Annotated in this window: 16 protein-coding genes; 7 read left to right on the top strand and 9 right to left on the bottom strand. The window is 68.2% G+C overall.

Going from position 1 to position 19,402, the window contains the following annotated elements; translation table 11 throughout:
* The first annotated feature begins 85 nt into the window (after positions 1–85).
* Together AC6RA4_RS00640 and AC6RA4_RS00635 are read left to right on the top strand one after the other, a co-directional pair.
* The gene (locus AC6RA4_RS00640) at positions 86–1,054 is read left to right on the top strand and encodes an efflux RND transporter periplasmic adaptor subunit (protein ID WP_500156376.1); all 969 of its coding nucleotides are present in this window, start codon (positions 86–88) and stop codon (positions 1,052–1,054) included.
* Entirely contained in the window at positions 1,047–4,280 is a 3,234-nt protein-coding gene (locus tag AC6RA4_RS00635) for an efflux RND transporter permease subunit (protein ID WP_500156375.1), read from the top strand. The genes AC6RA4_RS00640 and AC6RA4_RS00635 overlap by 8 nt, the downstream gene beginning before the upstream one ends.
* Before the next feature lie 142 nt (positions 4,281–4,422).
* On the opposite strand, the gene AC6RA4_RS00630 is transcribed toward AC6RA4_RS00635, so the two are convergent.
* From AC6RA4_RS00630 to AC6RA4_RS00605, 6 genes are all read right to left on the bottom strand, one after another.
* Positions 4,423–5,331 carry an N-carbamoyl-D-amino-acid hydrolase gene (locus AC6RA4_RS00630; RefSeq protein WP_500156373.1) on the bottom strand — a complete coding sequence of 303 codons (909 nt, stop codon included), beginning with the start codon at positions 5,329–5,331 and terminating at the stop codon, positions 4,423–4,425.
* Positions 5,328–6,557, bottom strand: a complete 1,230-nt coding sequence (locus AC6RA4_RS00625) for a Zn-dependent hydrolase (protein WP_500156371.1) — start codon at positions 6,555–6,557, stop codon at positions 5,328–5,330. The genes AC6RA4_RS00630 and AC6RA4_RS00625 overlap by 4 nt, the downstream gene beginning before the upstream one ends.
* On the bottom strand, positions 6,554–7,795 hold the full coding sequence (locus AC6RA4_RS00620; RefSeq protein WP_500156369.1) for a diaminopropionate ammonia-lyase: 1,242 nt from the start codon (positions 7,793–7,795) through the stop codon (positions 6,554–6,556). Before AC6RA4_RS00620 ends, AC6RA4_RS00625 begins: the two co-directional genes overlap by 4 nt.
* Before the next feature lie 90 nt (positions 7,796–7,885).
* A complete protein-coding gene (locus AC6RA4_RS00615) occupies positions 7,886–8,914 on the bottom strand; it encodes a TRAP transporter substrate-binding protein (RefSeq protein ID WP_500156367.1) in 1,029 nt (342 codons plus the stop codon).
* 33 nt (positions 8,915–8,947) lie between these two features.
* A complete protein-coding gene (locus AC6RA4_RS00610) occupies positions 8,948–10,231 on the bottom strand; it encodes a TRAP transporter large permease (protein ID WP_261395638.1) in 1,284 nt (427 codons plus the stop codon).
* A 1-nt stretch (position 10,232) separates the two neighbouring features.
* Positions 10,233–10,769: a TRAP transporter small permease gene (locus tag AC6RA4_RS00605; protein WP_500156364.1), complete on the bottom strand. Its 537-nt coding sequence runs from the start codon at positions 10,767–10,769 to the stop codon at positions 10,233–10,235.
* Between the two features lie 106 nt (positions 10,770–10,875).
* Between AC6RA4_RS00605 and AC6RA4_RS00600 the strand changes: the two genes are divergently transcribed.
* Both AC6RA4_RS00600 and AC6RA4_RS00595 read left to right on the top strand, forming a co-directional pair.
* Entirely contained in the window at positions 10,876–11,727 is an 852-nt protein-coding gene (locus AC6RA4_RS00600) for a MurR/RpiR family transcriptional regulator (RefSeq protein ID WP_500156363.1), read from the top strand.
* Positions 11,728–11,806: 79 nt separating this feature from the next.
* Complete coding sequence (locus tag AC6RA4_RS00595; RefSeq protein WP_500156361.1) at positions 11,807–12,718, top strand: AEC family transporter; 912 nt, start codon at positions 11,807–11,809, stop codon at positions 12,716–12,718.
* Positions 12,719–12,725: 7 nt separating this feature from the next.
* Here the strand turns inward: AC6RA4_RS00595 and AC6RA4_RS00590 are convergent, their stop codons facing one another.
* Entirely contained in the window at positions 12,726–13,895 is a 1,170-nt protein-coding gene (locus tag AC6RA4_RS00590; protein ID WP_500156359.1) for an ROK family transcriptional regulator, read from the bottom strand.
* A 173-nt stretch (positions 13,896–14,068) separates the two neighbouring features.
* On the opposite strand from AC6RA4_RS00590, the gene AC6RA4_RS00585 reads away from it, so the two are divergent.
* From AC6RA4_RS00585 to AC6RA4_RS00575, 3 genes are all read left to right on the top strand, one after another.
* Positions 14,069–15,091: a sugar ABC transporter substrate-binding protein gene (locus AC6RA4_RS00585; protein WP_500156357.1), complete on the top strand. Its 1,023-nt coding sequence runs from the start codon at positions 14,069–14,071 to the stop codon at positions 15,089–15,091.
* Between the two features lie 105 nt (positions 15,092–15,196).
* A complete protein-coding gene (locus tag AC6RA4_RS00580; protein ID WP_222604276.1) occupies positions 15,197–16,267 on the top strand; it encodes an ABC transporter permease in 1,071 nt (356 codons plus the stop codon).
* A complete protein-coding gene (locus tag AC6RA4_RS00575; RefSeq protein WP_500156355.1) occupies positions 16,264–17,043 on the top strand; it encodes an ATP-binding cassette domain-containing protein in 780 nt (259 codons plus the stop codon). Before AC6RA4_RS00580 ends, AC6RA4_RS00575 begins: the two co-directional genes overlap by 4 nt.
* Before the next feature lie 86 nt (positions 17,044–17,129).
* On the opposite strand, the gene AC6RA4_RS00570 is transcribed toward AC6RA4_RS00575, so the two are convergent.
* Both AC6RA4_RS00570 and AC6RA4_RS00565 read right to left on the bottom strand, forming a co-directional pair.
* A complete protein-coding gene (locus AC6RA4_RS00570) occupies positions 17,130–18,368 on the bottom strand; it encodes an aminopeptidase (RefSeq protein ID WP_500156353.1) in 1,239 nt (412 codons plus the stop codon).
* Between the two features lie 102 nt (positions 18,369–18,470).
* Positions 18,471–19,334 carry a glycoside hydrolase family 25 protein gene (locus AC6RA4_RS00565; protein WP_500156351.1) on the bottom strand — a complete coding sequence of 288 codons (864 nt, stop codon included), beginning with the start codon at positions 19,332–19,334 and terminating at the stop codon, positions 18,471–18,473.
* Positions 19,335–19,402: the final 68 nt, after the last annotated feature.

The following is a 19,402-nucleotide window of genomic DNA, read 5'->3' as shown; positions in this document are numbered from 1 at the left end:
CCGCCGGTTGCATTGTGTCCGGCGCATTGTTCGCGTTGCGACGCGGGGCTGCAGCCCGGTCGCGCGCCAGAAAGACGAGGTCCGGATGCGCGCCCTGATCGCCCTGTGTGCCCTGCTCGCCGCCTCGCCCCTGCACGCCGAGGGGCTCGAGGTCACCCTGCAACCCATGACTGTGTGGAAGTCCGTTTTCGGGCAGGTCGAGGCGCGGGTCGAAATCCCCGCCCGGGCGCGGATCGGCGGCACGATCATGGCGCTCGACGTGACCGAGGGCGACCGGGTCGAGGCGGGCCAGCAGCTGGCACTGGTCGAGGACGACAAGCTGCAGTTCCAGCTCGATGCGCTCGACGCGCAGCTCGAGGCGGCGCAGGCGCAGTTGGCCACCGCGCAATCCGAGCTCGACCGCGGCAACGCGCTGATCGAGCGGGGTGTGATCACGACGCAGGCGCTGGAACAGCTGCAGACCAATGTCGAGGTGATCACCTCGAACATCTCCAACCTCGGGGCCCAGCGGCTGGTGATCGAGCAGCAGATCTCGGAAGGCGCCGTGCTGGCGCCCGAGGCGGGCATCGTGCTCTCGGTGCCGGTATCGCGCGGCTCGGTCGTGACCATGGGCGAGACGCTGGCGCAGATCGGCGGCGGCGGCACCTTCCTGCGGCTGAGCGTGCCCGAGCGCCACGCCAACGACCTCGCCGAGGGCGACGAGATCGTCATCGCCGCCGCAGATGGCGAGCAGACCGGAACGCTGGTCAAGCTCTACCCGCTGATCGAGGGCGGCCGACTGCAAGCGGATGTCGAGGTCGAGGGGCTGGACGCCCGTTTCGTCGGGCGCCGGGTGCCGGTACGTCTGCCAGTGGGAAGCCGCGAGGCGATCCTCGTGCCCGAGACCGCGCTGAGCCGCTCCGGCGGGCTCGATTTCGTCACCGTCGAAGGTCCCGACGGCCCGCAGCAGCGTGTCGTGGTCCCGGCTCAGGCAGTGGCGCGCGACGGGGCGCAATGGCGCGAGATCCTCACCGGCCTGCGCCCCGGAGACGTGGTGGTGACCGGCGATGAGTGAACATGACGACACACCGGAAGGCAGGCTCGGTCTCGCCGGCTGGCTGACCAAGGCCTTCATACGCTCGCCCCTGACGCCGCTTTTCCTGCTGGCGGCGCTGGCGGTGGGGCTCATCGCGCTGGTCTCGCTGCCGCGCGAGGAGGAGCCGCAAATCTCGGTGCCGCTGGTCGACATCCACGTGCAGGCCGCCGGCCTGCGCGCCGAGGACGCGGTCAAGCTGGTGACCGAGCCGCTCGAGACCATCGTCAAGGGCATCGACGAGGTCGAGCATGTCTATTCCGAGACCCGCGACGATCAGGTGATGGTCACCGCGCGCTTCGACGTGGGCGTCTCCGCCGACACCGCCATCCTGAGGGTGCGCGACAAGATCATGGCCAATCTCGACCGCATCCCGGTCGGCATTCCCGAGCCGCTGGTGGTCGGGCGCGGCATCAACGACGTGGCCATCGTCACGCTGACCTTCTCGCCCGAACCGGGCGCCGACACGGTGAGTGCCGCCGACCTGACCCGCATCGCCCGCGAGGTCGAGGTGCGTCTGGCGCGGATCGAGGACGTGGGGCTGACCTATGTCATCGGCGCCACCGAGGAGGCGCTGCGGATCGCGCCCGATCCCGAGCGGCTGGCGCTCTACGGCGTGACGCTGCAGCAGCTCGCGGGCAAGATCGAGGGCGCCAACACCGCCTCCCCGGCGGGCTCGGTGCGCGACGGCGGCCAGCAGGTCGGGCTGGTGATCGGCGAGACCCTCACCACGCCCGAAGAGATCGGCAATCTCGAGCTGACGGCGCGCGACGGGCGCACCGTCTATGTCCGCGATGTCGCAACGGTCGCGCTGGTGAGCGATCTCGACGAGCATCACGTCGCCACGCTGACCCGCGAGGGAGACGAGATCCTGCGCATGCCCGCGGTGACGCTGGCGGTGGCCAAGCGCGCCGGCTCGAACGCGGTGATCGTGGCCGAGAAGATCCTGCATCAGGTCGAGGAGATGGAGGGCCGGGTGATCCCCGACAGCGTCCATGTCGAGATCACCCGCGACTATGGCGAGACCGCCGACGAGAAGGCCAACGAGCTGCTCTTCCACCTTGCGCTCGCCACCGTCTCCATCGTGGCGCTGGTGCTGCTGACCATCGGCTGGCGCGAGGCGGTGGTGGTGGCCATCGTGATCCCGGTGACCATCCTGCTGACGCTCTTTGCCGCCTATTTCATGGGTTACACGCTGAACCGGGTGTCGCTCTTCGCGCTGATCTTCTCGATCGGGATCCTCGTCGACGACGCCATCGTGGTGATCGAGAACATCGCCCGGCACTGGGCCATGCACCCGGCCAAGCCGCGCGCCACCGCGGCGATCGAGGCGGTGGCCGAGGTCGGCAACCCGACCATCGTCGCCACGCTCACGGTGGTGGTGGCGCTGTTGCCGATGCTCTTCGTGTCGGGGCTGATGGGGCCCTACATGTCGCCGATCCCGGCCAACGCCTCCTCGGCGATGATCTTCTCGTTCTTCGTCGCGGTGATCATCACGCCGTGGCTGATGCTCAAGGTGGCGGGCCGCAGCGAGATGGCGTCGCATGGCGACGAGGACACCTATGGCGAACACAAGCACTTCAGCCCGATGGGCCGGTTCTACGCCGCCTTCGCGCGCCCGATCCTGGCGCGAAAATCGGTGTCGTGGATCTTTCTGATCGTGGTGATCGTGCTGTCCTTCGGCTCGCTCGGGGCGCTCTACACCAAGGACGTGACGGTCAAGCTGCTGCCCTTCGACAACAAGTCCGAGCTGTCGGTGGTGATCGACCTGCCCGAGGGCGCCTCGGTCGAGGCGACCGACGCGGTGGCGCAGCAGGCGGCGCGCATCGCGATGGAGCTGCCCGAGGTGATCTCGGCCCAGACCCATGCAGGCGCGGCCTCGGCCTTCAACTTCAACGGGCTGGTGCGGCATTACTACCTGCGCCAGATGCCCGAGATGGGCGACGTGCAGCTCAACCTCCTGCCCAAGGGCGACCGCGACCGCGACCGCACCAGCCACGACATCGCGCTCGAGCTGCGCGACCGGCTGGCGGCGCTCGATCTGCCTCAGGGCAGCGTGCTCAAGGTGGTCGAGCCGCCGCCGGGCCCGCCGGTGATCGCGACCCTGCTGGCCGAGGTCTACGGCCCCGACGCCGAGACCCGCCGCGCCGCCGCCGAGCGCATCCGCGAGGCCTTCGAAAGCGTGCCTTACGTGGTCGACGTGGATGACAGCTATGGCCAGCAGCCGCCGCGCCTGCGCGCCGTGCTGAGCGCCTCCGAGCTCGATTTCTTCCAAGTGCAGGAGAGCGACGCGCTGCAGACCCTGCAGCTGCTCAACGGCAGCGCGGCGGTGGGCTATTCCCATCGCGGCGACGGCCGCCGCCCGATCCCCATCGTCATCGCCCGCGACAAGTCCGAGCGGGTGCTCGACGGTGCGGCGCTCTCGACCCCGGTGCCGGCCAACGCGCTGCCCGGCGGGCGCGGCGTGGTCGAGCTGGGCGACGTGGTCGAGGTGCTGCGCGAGGAGGCGTCCTTCCCGGTGTTCCGGCACAACGGTTATGACGTGATCATGGTGATGGGCGAGCTTGCCGGCGAGTACGAGGCGCCGCTCTACGGCATGCTCGCGGTGGCCGACGCACTCGAGGCGATGGACTGGCCCGAGGGCGTCAAGCCGGTGATCTCGCTGCACGGCCAGCCCGAGAGCACCGAGCAGGTCACGCTGCTCTGGGATGGCGAGTGGGAGGTGACCTGGGTCACCTTCCGCGACATGGGCGCGGCCTTCGGCGTGGCGCTTCTGGGGATCTATATCCTCGTGGTGGCGCAGTTCGGCTCGTTCCGGCTGCCGCTGGTGATCCTGACGCCGGTGCCGCTGACCTTCCTCGGCATCATGGTCGGACACTGGCTGTTCGGGGCGCCGTTCTCGGCCACCTCGATGATCGGCTTCATCGCGCTTGCGGGGATCATCGTGCGTAACTCGATCCTGCTGGTGGATTTCATCCGTCACGCCGATCCCGAGGGCAAGGTGACGCTCGACGTGCTGATCGAGGCCGGGGCGACGCGTTTCAAGCCGATCCTGCTCACTGCTATCGCGGCGATGATCGGCGCGGTGGTGATCCTCGCCGATCCGATCTTCCAGGGGCTCGCAATCTCGCTGCTGTTCGGGTTGCTGTCCTCGACGGCACTGACGGTGCTGGTGATCCCCGCGATCTATCGGATCTTCAAGACGTAAGCTCTGGCACCCGCGATCACGAGACCGGGGTCCGGGGGGGCGATCCGCCTTTGCCCTCCCGAGCCTCACGCCCCCTGCCCGGACGCCGTGCGCTGACGCCGTCGGAGGCATTCTCCTGCCGCCGCGCTGTGGTCGAATGCCGCTATTTCGGCGCGGTGATCAGCGCGTAATCCTGCGGCTCGCGGTGCAGGGCGAAGTTGAACACGTTGGCGCGGATCTCGGTGCAGCGGTCGAGGTCGATCTCGGCGGTGATCACCTCGTCGCCCGAGGTCACGCAGCGCGCCACGATCTCGCCGGTGGGCGCGACGATGACGCTGCCGCCGATCAGCTCGCTGCCCTCTTCCATGCCGGCCTTGGCCACCGCCACCGCCCAGAGCCCGTTCTGGTAGCAGCCCGCCTGCACCGACAGCTCGTTGTGGAAATATTGCAGGTGATCGTGCTCGGGCGCCGGCGGATAATGCAGCGGCGTGTTGTAGCCCAGCACCACCAGCTCGGCCCCGCCCAGCCCCAGCATCCGCCAGGTCTCGGGCCAGCGGCGATCGTTGCAGATGCACATGCCGAGCTTGCCGCCGAACGCCTCATAGACCGGGAAGCCCATGTCGCCCTTCTCGAAATAGCGCTTCTCGAGATGCTGGAACGGGCGCCACTCCTCGTTCTCGAAATGGCCCGGCAGGTGGATCTTGCGATACTTGCCGACGATCTCGCCCTGCCCCGAGACGAGGATCGCGGTGTTGAAATGGCGCCCCTCTGGCGTCAGCTCGGCATAGCCGAGGTGAAAGCCGATACCCAGCTTCCGGGCCAGATCGAAGAGCGGTTTGACCTCGCCGCTCGGCATCTCGGTCTCGAACCACTGGTCGATCTCGGCCGCGTCCTGCATGTACCAGCGCGGAAAGAAGGTGGTCAGCGCCAGCTCGGGGAAGACCACCAGCGTGGCGCCGCGCGCGTGGGCGCTGCGCATCATCTCGCACATCCGCGCCACCGCCGAGGCGCGCGGCTCGTCCTTCGCGATCGGTCCCATCTGCGCTGCCGCGACGACAAATTTCCGGCTCATGCTCTTGCTCCTGCCAGCGTGCAGACGAGATCGAGCAGGAGCTGGGCTCCCGCCGCGAGATCGTCGGGATCGCTGTGTTCCTTGATATTGTGGCTCAGCCCGTTCTCGGAGGGCACGAAGATCATCCCCGTCGGGCAGAGCGGCGCGAACATCTGCGCGTCGTGCCCGGCGCCCGAGGGCATGCGTTTCACGCTCATCTGCCGCGCCTGTGCGGCCGCCTCAACCTTGTCGACGAGCCCCTCGTCGAAGACCACCGGCGCAAAGCGCGCCATCTCGCGGATCGCCAGCTCGCAGCCTGCCTCCGTCGCGGCCTGTTGCGCAAAGCCCGTCAGCCGCGCGGTGGCGGCTTCGAGCAGTGCGCCGTCGGTGTTGCGCAGATCGACGGTGAGGCGCGCGGTCTCGGGCACCACGTTGACAAGCCCCGGAGACAGCTCGAACACGCCCACGGTGGCCACCTGCGGCGGGCCGTTCTCGGCGGCGATGGCATCGGCCTCGCGGGCGATGCGCATGGCAACCTGCCCGGCGTCGCGGCGCAGCGCCATCGGCGTGGTGCCGGCGTGGTTGGTCTGTCCGCTGACGGTGAACTCGGTCCAGTGGATGCCCTGCACCCCGGTGACTGCACCGATGCGCAGCCCCTCCTGCTCGAGCACCGGCCCCTGCTCGATATGCAGCTCGAGATAGGCCGCCGGGATCACCGGGGCGTCGCTGCCCCGATAGCCGATGCGGTCGAGCTCCTCACCGACAACGCCCTGACCGTCGGTCGCAGTGACGGCGAGCATCTCGGCCTGATCCAGCGCGCCGCAATAGGCGCCCGAGCCCATCATGTCGGGGGCGAAGCGGGCGCCCTCCTCGTTGGTGAATGCGGCAACGGCAATCGGAGCCTCGGTGGCAATGCCGTGATCGTTCAGCGTCTCGACCAGCTCGAGCCCGGCCAGCACGCCGAGCGCGCCGTCATAGAGCCCGCCGGTGGCGACCGAGTCGATATGCGAGCCGACCATCACCGGGGCACCCGCGCTCTCCCCGGCGCGGATGCCCCAGATATTGCCGATGGCATCGATCTGCACGGCCATCCCCAGCCGCTCCATCTCTGCCACCAGCCAATCGCGCCCGCCCTTGTCGGCATCGGTGAGCGCAAGCCGGCAGACCCCGCCGCCCTCGAGCGCCCCGATCTGTCCGAGCGTGGTCAGCCTCTTGAGAAGCCGCGCGCCGTCGATATCGGGTGTCATGCGGCCTCCCCGCGGACCTCGGCGGCGCTCATGCCGACAAGTTCCTCGTAGAGCGCCGCGTCGGTGTCGCCCTCGGTGCCGAAGACCAGCACCCGCGAGGAGGCGTCGAGCCCCAGCGCCGTGCGCGCTTCCTCGTCGCTCATCGCGGCGGCGAGCCCGGCAATGCCCGCGACGGCGGATTCCCCGGCGACAATTGCCGGATCTCCGCCCTCGGGCTTGGCCAGCCGCTTCATCTCGGCCACTGCCGAGGCATCGGTCAGGGCCATCACCGCGTCGCCGTGATCGCGCAGGATCTCCCAGGCCAGCGCCGAGACCTCGCCGCAGGCCAACCCCGCCATCAGCGTGTCGAGATCGCCCTCGACCGCGGTGGGCGTGCCCGCCCGCATGGTCTCGAGCCAGCAGGCCGACTGGTCGGGATCGCAGAGCACGATGGTGGGCCGCGCCGCGCCCCAGCGCCGCACCGCCTGCGCCGCGACCGCCGCCGCCATGCCGCCGACGCCGGTCTGCAGGAACACGTGGGTCGGCGGCTCGGAGAGCGCGTCATAGGCCTCGGCGGCCATCACCTCGTAGCCCTGCATCACGTCCTTGGGGATCTCCATATAGCCCTCGTAGGAGGTGTCGGAGACCACGAACCAGCCCTCACGGGTGGCGGTTTCCTGCGCCTCGCGCACGCTATCGTCGTAATTGCCCGCACAGCGGCGCACCTCGGCGCCATAGGCCTCGATGGCGGCCTTGCGGCCCTCGGAGACGGTGGCATGGATGAAGATCACGCAATTGCAGCCGAAATTCTGCGCCCCCCACGCGACCGAGCGGCCATGGTTGCCGTCGGTGGCGCAGCAGACGGTGATCTTCGTGGCTTCCTCGGGAAAGGCGACCTGCGTCACCTCGGCCATCGAGACCTCGCGCCCCAGCGACTCGCCGATCTTGCGCGCCAGCAGCCGGGCCACCGCATAGGCCCCGCCCAGCGCCTTGAAGCTGCCGAGGCCGAAGCGGCTGCCCTCGTCCTTGTAGCGCAGCTCTGCCACGCCGAGCTTTGCCGCCAGCGCGGGCAACGCGCGCAGCGTGGTCTCGGCGTAGCCGGGCCATCCCGAGATTGTCTCACGCGCCAGCGCGAGCCCCGCGTCGGAGAGGATCGCATCCTGCTCCGGCGTCCAGGGTTTGTCATGCTCCGCGAGTGGGTTAAGGCACAAAGTGAAAGCCGCGTCGGTGCCCGCGTTGCGCGTGAGATCGGTGGTCATCGGAAGTCCTTCAGGTCTTGTATGGCATCCAGGGATGCACGGGTCTGCCGGGGCGCGAAAGGGACAGCGCGCCCCGGCAGGGTTGGTCGATCAGAAGTCGGTCTTCTCCTCCTCGATCGACGACAGCATGGCCTCGAGCATCGCGGTGCCCTCGGCGCCGTAGTTCTCCTCGATCAGCGCGCGCACGGCGGGCTGGGCGGCCTCGGCGAACTTGGCCTGTTCCTCGGGGGTGACGACGTTCACCTCCATCTTTGCGGCCAGCGCCGGCAGGCCCTTCTCGGAGGCCTCGATCACCCGGCTCATCGAGCGGCCGGCGTCGGTGGCGACATCGGCGGCCCATTTCACCAGGTACTGATCCTCTTCCGACAGCGAGGCGAGGAACTCGGCGTTCATCGTCCAGATGTAGGGGGTGATCAGGTGGTTGGTGATCGAGAGATATTTCTGCACCTCGTCGAACTTGGCGAAGGCGATGATCGGCACCGGGTTCATCTGGCCGTCGGCGACGCCGGTCTGCAGCGCGGTATAGACCTCGGCCCAGGGCAGCGGGGTCGGCTGGCCGCCCAGCGACGAGATCATCGCCTCGTGGGTCGGCAGGGTCATGGTGCGGATCTTGAGCCCGTCCATATCCTCGACCGAGGCGATCGGGCGCACGCTGTCGGTGAAGGCGAAGAAGCCGCCGCTGTCGAGCAGACCCAGCACCTCGAGCCCGGTCTTCTCTTCAAGGTCGGCGACGAAGGCCTCGCCGAAGCTGCTGTCGGTGTCGATCACCTTGGAGGCGACGCCGATATTCGGGAAGGCGAAGGGAATGTCGAACACGCCGACCAGCGGGTAGTGCTGGGCCATGCCGCCCGACGACGAGATGGTCGATTCCACGAGGCCCGAGCGCACCTGCTCGATCACTTCGTTGTCCTTGCCGAGCTGGCCGTTGGGGAAGAGCTGCACCTCGATGCGGCCGTTCGAGTTCGACTCGACGAGGCTCTTGAACACCGCGCCCATGGCGCCGGAATGCGAGGCAAACGGATCCTCGGGGTTCAGGTGCGCAAGGCGGATGGTGATGTCCTGCGCCATGGCGCCGGTCGCCATGAGGGCCGCGATTGCGGTGGTTGCGAGAAATTTCATGTCTTGGCTCCCTTGGTTGGAAATCGCACGGGTTCAGAGCCCGAGCAGTCTTGGTATGAAAAGCGTGAGGTCGGACCAGTAGGCGACGATCAGCAGGATGGTCACTTCGGCGAGGATGAAGGGCCAGAGCTCCTTGGTGATCGCCTCGACCTTCTCTCCGGTGACCGAGGCCAGCACGAAGAGACAGGCGCCCACAGGTGGCGTCATCAGCGAGATGTTGAGCGCGAGGATGATCATGATGCCCGCGTGCACCGGCTCCATTCCGATCTGGACGGTCAGCGGCGCGAGCACCGGGGCGAGGATGATCAGCGTGGCGTTGATGTCCATCACCAGGCCGATGACCAGCAGCAGCAGCAGGATCAGGCCGATGATCACCATCGGGTTGTCGGAGATGCTGAGCATGCCCTCGGCGATGGCCTGCGGGATGCGGTTGAAGGTCATCCACCAGCCGAGGATCGAGGCCGAGGCGATGATCAGGAAAATCACCCCGGTGATCCGCGTGGTGCGCACCGCGACCTCGTAGAGATCGCGCCAGCTCAGCGCCCGGTAGACCAGCCCGCCGACCACCAGCGCGTAGGCCACGGCAATGGCCGCCGCCTCGGTCGGGGTGGCGAAGCCGCCGAGGATGGCGCCGAGGATGAAGACCGGCAGCAGCGCCGCAAGAAAGCCCTCCTTGAGCGCCGCGCCGACAAGGCGCAGGCTCGGACGGCCCTCGCCTTTCGGCAGGCCCTTGCGACGGGCGGTGAGCGCGATCACGGTCATGCAGATGGCGCAGATCAGCAGCCCCGGCAGGATGCCGGCGGCGAACAGCCCGGCGATCGAGACGCCCATGATCGAGCCGTAGATGATCGCCAGCGTCGAGGGCGGGATGGTCGGGCCGATGATCGAGCCGGCGGCGGTCACCGCGCAGGCATAGGGGCGCGAGTAGCCGCCCTTGACCATCGCCGGCACCAGCGTGTTGCCGAAGGCGGCGCTGTCGGCGGTGGCCGAGCCGGTGAGGCCCGCGAACATCACCGAGGCCACCATGTTGGAATGGGCCATGCCGCCGCGCATCCAGCCGACCAGCGCATCGGCCAGCCGCACCAGCCCCATGGTGATGCCCGAGCGGTTCATGATCTCGCCGGCGAGGATGAAGAACGGCATGGCGAGGAAGGGAAACAGGTCGAGCCCGGCAAACATCCGGTCCGGCACCATCTGCATGAAGCGCGGCCCCATGTCGATGATGCCAACCACCCCGGCGACGCCGATGGCAAAGCCCACCGGCAGGCCGAAGGCGAGAAGCCCGAAAAACGCGACCGCGACCATCAGCGCACCCATCTCAGATCTCCTCGTCCATCGGGGGAAGGCTGGCGCCGGTGCTTTTCGGCGCGCGTTCGGCAAAGGCGTCGTGGATGCCGACCAGAAGCAGTTGCAGGCAGGCCATGAAGGCGGCCAGAGGCACCCCCATGAAGGGCCAGCCCTTGGGGATCTGGTAGATCATCGTGAGCCGCGAAAAGCCCTTCACCGCAAAGCCGATACCGTAGAAGAACAGCGCCGCGAAGAAGGCGAAGGCGATCAGGTCAAAGGCGATGGCGAGCCAGCGCCGCACCGGCCCGGGCAGGCGCGAGAAGATGAACTCGACGCCGATATGTTCGCGGTGGGCGATGCCCGAGGACACCGCAAGGAGCGCCATCCAGATCATCAGGTAGCGCGCCAGCTCTTCGGTGAAGGTCAGCGGCAGCGGGATCACGTAGCGCACCAGCACGCCGAGCCAGACATCGAGCACCAGCAGCACCAGCAGCGCCACGCAGACACGCTCGACGAGCCAGTTCACCCGCAGGCTCAGATCCCTCGCCTTGGCTGAAATTTCCGACACGCTGCCCCCGACTCGTTTGCGTTGCGACCTGTTTATCGAAAAACTTCTTTCGCTCACCTGGCAATAGTGAAAAACTATTTTCATCACAGGAATGCACGAGATGCCCATGAAGACAGCAGACGCCCCCTCGATTCCGATCTCCCGGCGCGTTCACGAGGCCTATGGCAGCCTGCCCGAGGGCGAGCGGCGCATCGCCGATTCCCTGCTCGGCAATCCCGGCGAGCTCGCGGTGCTGACCGCGACCGAGCTGGCGGCGGCGGCGGGCGTCTCGAACGCCACCGTCAGCCGGTTCTTCCGGCGGCTGGGCTACGAGAGCTTCGAGCAGGCCAAACGGCAGGCCCGACGCCTGCGCGAGACCGGCTCGCCGCTCTATACCGGCAGCGTGACGCCGGCGAGCAAGCGCATCTCGGACCTGCTCCAGAGCGAGGTGGCGGTGCTGGAAAGCACGCTCACCCGGCTCAACCCCGTCACTCTGCGCGCGATCGTCGAGGCCATGGCCACGGCACCGCGCATCCGCACGCTGGGCTATCGCAACAGCCACTTCCTCGCGCAGTACGTCACCGCCCAGCTCGGCCAGATCCGCCGCGCGGTATCGCCGCTGCTCTTGCCGGGCCAGACCCAGGCCGAGGGCATCGCGCTTCTCGACAAGGGCGATCTTGCGGTGGTCATCGGCCTGCGCCGCCGCCCGGCGGGATTCACCTCGGTGGTGGAAGAGATCGCCCGGCGCGGTGCGCGCATCCTGCTGATCACCGACAAGACCATCCGCGAGGCCCCGGCCTACGCCACATGGACCATCGATTGCCAGGTCGAGACGGCGCAGTATTCCGATGCCTATTCCGGCGCGCTGGCGGTGCTGCGGCTGCTCGCCGTCGAGACCCGGCGCACGCTCGGCGAGGCCGGTCAGGCCTATCTCGAGGAGGTCGAGGCGCTGCGCGAGCGGCTGCAGGAGCTGGAGTAGCCCGCGCCCACTGGCTTCGCGTCGGCGGCTCCTGTAGAGCCGGAGGGCGACACGCCTCAACCGCGACGGGATTTCCGCCTTGCTCCTCCTGACGATCTGGCCGCTCTTCGCGCTGATCTGCCTCGGCTTCCTGCTGGCCCGGGCAGGCTTTCCCGATCGGCAGTTCTGGCCGGCGGCGGAGCGGATGAATTATTTTGTCCTGTTCCCGTCGCTTCTCGTGGCAAATCTCGTCTATGCCCCGGTGCGCGACCCGGCGATCCTGCGACTTGGCGGCGCGATGGTGGCGACGACCTGCATCGCGGCGCTGGGGATGAGCCTCGTGCGCGCCATGCTGTTCAAGGCCCCCGCCGCCCGCTTCGGCCCCGCTTTGCAGGGCGTGGTGCGGTTCAACACCTATCTTGGCCTCGCCATCACCGCGAGCCTTGCGGGCAGCGAGGGGCTCGAGCGCGCGGCGGTACTGCTCGCCGTCGGAGTGCCGCTGGTCAACGTGCTGTCGATCATCGCGCTCTCTGAGGCCAGCGTGCTGCGCCACCCGCTGCCGCTCCTGAAGACCATGGCGCGCAACCCGCTGATCCTCGGCTGCATCATCGGCATCGCGCTGGCGCTGGCGGGCACCGGCCTGCCGTTCGGGTCGAAGCGGGTGCTGGAGTTTCTCGCGCAGGCCAGCCTGCCGCTGGGCCTGCTCTGCGTCGGCGCGGCGCTGCAGCCGAGCGCGATCCGGCGCGACGTGGCGGCGCTGGCCGGCACCTCGGCGCTGCGGCTCATGGCGATGCCGGCGCTTGGCGCGGGGGTTGCGCTGGCCTTCGGGCTCGACGGGGTCGAGGCACTGGCGCTGGTGGTGTTCATGGCGATCCCCACCGCGCCAACGGCCTATGTGCTGACGCGCCAGCTTGGCGGCGACGGCACCCTGATGGCAGGGCTCGTGACGTTGCAGACGCTGGCGGCGGTGCTCACCATCCCTCTGATGCTCTGGCTGCTCGGGATCGCCTGAGCGCGCTCTACTGGAAGAAGTACTGCGCGTAGATCGGCGCGCATCCGGCGCCGAGCGCGCGGGCGTTGGCGCCGACCAGCGCCGCCTCGGGGCGCGGTGGCACCATGCCCCGCGTGTCGAGCTTTTCGAGCTCCTCGCGGGTGCGCTCCACCAGCCGGTGGCGCACCTCCGCCGGGAAGGCGCCGTCGATCAGGATGGCCTCGAAATCCATCACCGACCCGATCGAGCGCGTGGCATGGGCCAGCGCCGCGCCGGTGGCGTCGATCCACGCGCCCAGCATCGGCTCGTAATCGCGCCAGTCCTGCGGCATCACCCACATCGCCGCCGCATCGCCGCCGGCCTGCACGATGGCTGCCTCGAGCAGGTAGAGCGAGGCCGCATCGATCAGCTGCACCTCGCCGCCCTCCCCCGGCACCCGCAGCGAGCCGAAGGCCCCGGCATTGTGATGCGCGCCCACCGCCACGCCGGAATTCAGCACCACCCCGCCGCCGATGAACGAGCCGATGAAGACATGGGCGTAATCGGTGAACTCGCGCCCGCGCCCGAAGATGTGCTCGGCGCGGCAGGCGGCGGTGCCGTCATTTTCGACGAACAGCGGCAGCGGGCTGATCCGCGCGACCTCCTCGACGAAATCGATGTCACGCCAGACGTTGAAGTCCTGCGGCGCGCCGAGCACCTCGGTCCAGCTCCAAATCTCGGTCGGGGCCGCGATGCCGATGCCGCAGAGGCGCTCGCGCTGGTAGGGCGTCAGCCCGGCGCCAAGGCGCTGCATCTCGCGGTCGAGATAGCCGAAGATCAGGTCGGGCATCGGGTAACGATAGGTGGTCTGCGAGGCGTCGAGCACTTCGCCCATGATGTTCATCACCACCAGATCCGCCGAGCGCCGCCCGATCTTGAGCCCGAAACTCAACGCCGCGTCGGGATCGAGCGCCATCGGCACCGAGGGCTTGCCCACCCTGCCCCTCTGCGGCTCTCCGCGCAGCAGGAAGCCGTCGGATTCGAGCTTGCGCAGGATATTCGAGACGGTCTGCGCCGAGAGCCCGGTATGCTTGGCAAGATCGCTGCCGGGCAGCGCGCCATTGCGCTGGATCATCGACAGGATCAGCCGTTCGTTATGCGCGCGCACGCCGGTCAGATTGGCGCCAGCGCTCAGCTTGCGGATCTCGCTTCCATCCATCTCCGGTCCTCCAGCCATGCCGAAATCTACGCCCGGCAGGTTAATAAATCAATTCGAATTATTTATTGACCGGATCCCGGAATCGCTGTTATCCCTAACGCAATCCGTTGGAGGACGGAGAGTTCGGCGGCACACCGGAAGACCGGGCCGCCACGGGAGGAGGACCTACCTAGATGAAGACCACCATGAAACTGCTGTCGATCAGCGCCCTCGCGCTTGCTGCATCCACCGTTGGCGCCGCCGCGCAGGATGTTGGCGCCTGCCTGATCACCAAGACCGACACCAACCCGTTCTTCGTGAAGATGCGCGAAGGCGCCGAGGCCAAGGCGGCCGAGCTCGGCATCTCGCTCAACAGCTATGCCGGCAAGGTCGATGGCGACAACGAGACCCAGGTCGCTGCAGTCGAGACCTGTATCGCCAACGGTGCCAAGGGCATCCTGATCACGCCGTCGAGCACCTCGGCCATCGTGCCGGTGATCGAGCAGGCCCGTGACGCCGGCATCCTGGTGATCGCGCTCGACACCCCGCTCGATCCCATCGAGGCCGCCGACATGACCTTTGCCACCGACAACTACAAGGCCGGCGTGCTGATCGGCCAGTGGGCCGCGGCCAAGCTCGGTGACGGCGCGGCGGACGCCAAGGTCGGCTTCCTCGATCTCGACGTGTCGCAGCCCACAGTGGGCGTGCTGCGGGACCAGGGGTTCATGGAAGGCTTCGGCATCGACATCAAGGATCCCAACCAGTGGGGCGACGAGGACGATCCGCGCATCGCGGGCCATGACGTGACCCAGGGCAACGAGGAAGGCGGCCGCAAGGCGATGGAGAACCTGCTCGCCTCCGATCCGATGATCAACGTGGTCTACACCATCAACGAGCCAGCCGCCGCCGGGGCCTACGAGGCGCTCAAGGCCATCGGGCGCGAGAATGACGTGCTCATCGTCTCGGTCGATGGCGGCTGCCCCGGCGTGCAGAACATCGCCGATGGCGTGATCGGCGCGACCTCGCAGCAATACCCGCTGCTGATGGCGTCCAAGGGCATCGAGGCGATCGCCGCCTTCGCCAAGGACGGCACCAAGCCCGAGGCGACCGAGGGCAAGGACTTCTTCGACACCGGCGTGGCGCTGGTGACCGACCAGCCCGTCGAGGGCGTGGAGTCGATCTCGGTCGAAGAGGGCCTCAAGCTCTGCTGGGGCTAACACGCCCCGAACGGCCGGCCCCCTGCCCCGCCTGAGGGCCGGCCCCCTTTCCCTTCACTTGCCAGACGCGGGCGCGAGATGCGCCCGCCACCGGAGGATGGCACGATGGCGAATACCGACAGTTACGAAGACGTGGTGAAGACCAGAGGCGAAGAGAAGTTCGCCGAGTTCGAGCCCAGCCACAAAGGTCTCATGGGCCGCTTCCACGACGCCCTGCACAGCACGCCGGCGCTGGTGCCGCTGATCGTGCTGCTCTCGGCGCTGGTGGTCTTCGGCATCGTGCTGGGCTCGAAATTCTTCTCGCCCTTCGCGCTGACGCTGATCCTGCAGCAGGTGCAGATCGTCGGCGTGCTGGCCGCGGCGCAGGCGCTGATCATCCTGACCGCCGGCATCGACCTTTCGGTCGGCGCCGTCGCCGTGCTGTGCTCGGTGATCATGGGCCAGGTGACCTTCCGCTACGGCGTTCCCGCGCCGCTCGCCATCCCCATCGGCCTTGCCTGCGGCACCGCCATCGGCGCAATGAACGGCTGGCTGGTCAGCAAGGTCAAGCTGCCGCCCTTCATCGTGACGCTCGGCATGTGGCAGATCGTGCTGGCGGTGAACTACCTCTATTCCCGCAACGAGACCCTGCGCTCGCAGGAGATCGAAGAGCTCGCCCCCGCCCTGCAATTCCTCGGCAACAAGTTCACCATCGGCGGCGCGGTGATCACGCTCGGCGTGGTGGTGATGCTCGGCACCGTGCTGATCCTCGCCTACGCGCTGCGCTCCACCGCCTGGGGCCGCCACGTCTATGCCGTGGGCGACGACCCCGAGGCGGCGCAGCTCGCCGGTGTCGACCGCCACAAGACGCTGATGTCGGTCTACATGCTGGTGGGCTTCATCTGCGGCCTCGCCGGCTGGGTGATGATCGGCCGCTTCGGCTCGGTCTCGCCGTCGGCCACCACCGGCGTCATCGGCAACATCCAGGCGATCACCGCCGTGGTGATCGGGGGCATCTCGCTCTTCGGCGGGCGCGGCTCGATCCTCGGCGCCTTCTTCGGCGCGCTGATCGTGGGCGTGTTCGAGCTGGGCCTGCGCATGGCCGGGGCCGACCCGCAATGGACCTACCTTCTCATCGGTGTGCTGATCATCGCCGCCGTGACCGTCGACCAGTGGATCAGAAAGGTGACCGCATGACCCAGCCTGTTCTCCAAGCCCGCGGACTCGTGAAGCGCTATGGCCGCGTGACCGCCCTCGACCACTGCGATTTCGACCTGATGCCGGGAGAGATCCTCGCCGTGATCGGCGACAACGGCGCCGGCAAGTCAACCCTGATCAAGGCGCTGTCGGGGGCCATCACCCCCGACGCCGGCGAGATCGAGCTCGACGGCAAGCCGGTCCAGTTCCAGAGCCCCAACGATGCCCGCGGCTACGGCATCGAGACGGTCTACCAGACGCTCGCCATGTCGCCTGCCCTGTCGATCGCCGACAACATGTTCATGGGGCGCGAGATCCGCATGGAAGGCTTCATGGGCAAGGTGCTGCGCAAGCTCGACAAGAAGGCGATGGAAGACTTCTCACGCCAGAAGCTTGCCGAGCTGGGCCTGATGACGATCCAGAACATCCACCAGCCGGTCGAGACGCTCTCGGGCGGCCAGCGCCAAGGCGTCGCCGTGGCCCGCGCCGCCGCCTTCGGCTCCAAGGTGGTGATCCTCGACGAGCCCACCGCGGCGCTCGGCGTGAAGGAGAGCCGCCGGGTGCTCGACCTCATCCAGGAAGTGCGTTCGCGCGGGATCCCGATCATCCTGATTTCGCACAACATGCCGCATGTGTTCGAGGTCGCCGACCGGGTCCACATCCACAGGCTCGGCAAGCGGCTTTGCGTCATCGACCCGAAGAACCACACCATGTCCGACGCGGTGGCCTACATGACCGGCGCCGCCGTGCCCGAAGACGCGCTGGAGCCGGCCTGAGGCCTCCCGGACGCCGGCTCCGGCACGGGGCGGCCCCGGTGCTTCCCAGCACCGGGGCCGTTTTGCTTTTGCTCAGAGAATGGGGCTCAGGCCCACTCGCCGCCGCGGAACACCGGCACGCGGGTGCCATCGGGCTTGATGCCGTCGATATCGGTGTCGGCGGCGCCGATCATCCAATCGACATGGATCAGGCTGGCATTGCCACCCTTCTCGGCCACCTCTTCCGCCGACAGGCTGGCGCCGTCGAGGAAACACTTGGAATAGCACTGGCCCAGCGCGATGTGGCAGGCGGCGTTCTCGTCGAAGAGCGTGTTGTAGAACAGCAGGCCCGATTGCGAGATCGGCGAGCTGTGCGGCACCAGCGCCACCTCGCCCAGCCGCGCCGCGCCCTCGTCGGTGGCAATGAGCTCGCGCAGGATGTCGCCGCCCGTCTCGGCCTTGGCCTCGATGATGCGGCCGTCCTTGAAGGTCACCTCGATGCCGTCGATCAGGCTGCCCTGATGCGAAAGCGGCTTGGTCGAGCGCACCGTACCATCGACGCGATGCGAATGCGGCGTGGTAAACACCTCTTCGGTCGGGATGTTGGGGTTGCAGACCACGCCGTTCTGCGCCTCGGACGCGCCGCCGTGCCACTCGTGGTCATCGGCGAGGCCCACGGTCAGGTCGGTGCCCGGGCTGGTGAAGTGCAGCGCCGAGAAGCGCTGCGCGTTGAGCCATTCGGTGCGGGTGCGCAGGGTGGCGTTGTGCTCGGCCCAGGCGGCCACCGGATCGTCGCGGTCGACGCGCGAGGCGGCGAAGATCGCCTCGGCCAGCTTGGCCTGCGCCTCCGAAGGCGCGAGATCGGGGAACATGCGCTGCGCCCAAGCCTGCCCCGGCCAGGCGCAGATCGACCAGTTGATCTCGAAATTGGCGATCTTCTCGAGCGCCGGCTTGTAGGCGGCGGAATTGGCCTTGCCCGCGCGCGAGACCTTGGTGGCGTCCTGCTCGGCCAGCAGCATCGGGTCTTCGCCGACGATGGCCATGCGCGCGGCGCCGCGCTCGAAGGCCTCGGCCATGCCGGAATAGAGCCAGCCGGCAGCGGTGTCGAAGCTCTCGTCAGCCGCCTTGCCATAGCGCGCCAGCGCGACGCCGGGATCGGCGAAGATCGGCGTCACGAGGCTGGCGCCGGCCTCGTAGGCCGCGGCGGCCACGGCGCGCACCAGCGGCGCCGCCTCGATCGGCGCGGTCAGGACGAGCTCTTGGCCCGGCTGCAGGTTGAGGCCGGTGCGCACCGCCACATCCGCAAGACGCTGCACTAGGGTCGGGTCGATGGGGCTGTCGGTCATGGGGCGTCCTTGCTCTGTCAGTGGATTGCCGACAGAGGTAACACCTGCATCACCGCGGGCAAGCGGGAAGCGCCTGACGTGGCGCCGCGCCCTACCCCTGCCCTATCCCTGACTGCGCCGGGCGAGCCATTGCTGCCAGGCCTGCCGGCTGCCGCCGAAGGCGTTGAGATCGACCGGGCCGCCCACCCCGGGCACCAGCCCGGTGCCGGAATACTGCCAGAAGCTCCAGCGCTCATCGGGGTAGCGCTCGTTGGGATGCGCCTTGACCGAGCGCAGCCAGAATTCCACCCCGCTGAGCGATCCAAGCTCGTTGCGCTCGTAGAAATCCGGCGTCGTGTAGATCAGCGGCGCGGTGCCGTAATGGCGCTCCACGATGCGCGAGAAGGTGCGGATCGAGGCCCGCACCTCGGCCGGTGGCGGGCGCAGCTTGCAGGTCGGCGAAAGGTGGTTCCACTCCATGTCGAGGATCGGCGGCAGATCGCCCCGCACCTTCGGCACGTTCTCGATGAACCACGCCGCCTGCTCATGCGCGGGGCGGCAGAAATAGTAGAAATGATAGGCCCCAACCGGGACGCCCGCGCGGCGCGCGCCGGCGGCGTTGTCGGCAAAGGCCGGGTCGATCATGTCGCCGCCCTCGGTGGCCTTGAGCCAGGCGAAGCTGATGCCGGCCTGCCGCGCCTCGCGGAAATCGATGAGCCCCTGATAGCGCGCCGCGTCGAGCCCGTGCACCGGGTAGCTCGCCGGGCTGCGCGCGCCCCAGGCGTGCGGCTTGGTATCGCCGAAGCGCACCGGGATGCCCTCGGCGCGGTTGGCCCGGATCGACAGCTGGCTGACGCCGGAGGTGGCGAAATCCTGCACCCGTGCCTGCGATTTCGGGGGGGCGCTGCCGCAGGCGGCCAGCGCCGCTGCTGCTGCGAGGAAGAGGGCCGCGGCGGTGACGCGACCCGCGAAGGGTTTGTCTTTCATGATGCCTGTATCCTGCCTGCACTGTCCTGCTCGTTATGCGGGAAGCTTAGCGCGGAACCGGCTTTCAC

It is taken from the genome of Salipiger sp., assembly GCF_059781815.1.
The sequence above is the reverse complement of the archived record's forward strand: the minus strand, read 5'-3'. Positions and strand labels throughout refer to the sequence as shown.

Coding starts and splice junctions, on each gene's coding strand:
- AC6RA4_RS00570 (WP_500156353.1), bottom strand. CDS start 18,368: ATGACCGACAGCCCCATCGACCCGACCCTAGTGCAGCGTCTTGCGGAT.
- AC6RA4_RS00635 (WP_500156375.1), top strand. CDS start 1,047: ATGAGTGAACATGACGACACACCGGAAGGCAGGCTCGGTCTCGCCGGC.
- AC6RA4_RS00615 (WP_500156367.1), bottom strand. CDS start 8,914: ATGAAATTTCTCGCAACCACCGCAATCGCGGCCCTCATGGCGACCGGC.
- AC6RA4_RS00610 (WP_261395638.1), bottom strand. CDS start 10,231: ATGGGTGCGCTGATGGTCGCGGTCGCGTTTTTCGGGCTTCTCGCCTTC.
- AC6RA4_RS00625 (WP_500156371.1), bottom strand. CDS start 6,557: ATGACACCCGATATCGACGGCGCGCGGCTTCTCAAGAGGCTGACCACG.
- AC6RA4_RS00580 (WP_222604276.1), top strand. CDS start 15,197: ATGGCGAATACCGACAGTTACGAAGACGTGGTGAAGACCAGAGGCGAA.
- AC6RA4_RS00590 (WP_500156359.1), bottom strand. CDS start 13,895: ATGGATGGAAGCGAGATCCGCAAGCTGAGCGCTGGCGCCAATCTGACC.
- AC6RA4_RS00585 (WP_500156357.1), top strand. CDS start 14,069: ATGAAGACCACCATGAAACTGCTGTCGATCAGCGCCCTCGCGCTTGCT.
- AC6RA4_RS00575 (WP_500156355.1), top strand. CDS start 16,264: ATGACCCAGCCTGTTCTCCAAGCCCGCGGACTCGTGAAGCGCTATGGC.
- AC6RA4_RS00640 (WP_500156376.1), top strand. CDS start 86: ATGCGCGCCCTGATCGCCCTGTGTGCCCTGCTCGCCGCCTCGCCCCTG.
- AC6RA4_RS00630 (WP_500156373.1), bottom strand. CDS start 5,331: ATGAGCCGGAAATTTGTCGTCGCGGCAGCGCAGATGGGACCGATCGCG.
- AC6RA4_RS00565 (WP_500156351.1), bottom strand. CDS start 19,334: ATGAAAGACAAACCCTTCGCGGGTCGCGTCACCGCCGCGGCCCTCTTC.
- AC6RA4_RS00600 (WP_500156363.1), top strand. CDS start 10,876: ATGAAGACAGCAGACGCCCCCTCGATTCCGATCTCCCGGCGCGTTCAC.
- AC6RA4_RS00620 (WP_500156369.1), bottom strand. CDS start 7,795: ATGACCACCGATCTCACGCGCAACGCGGGCACCGACGCGGCTTTCACT.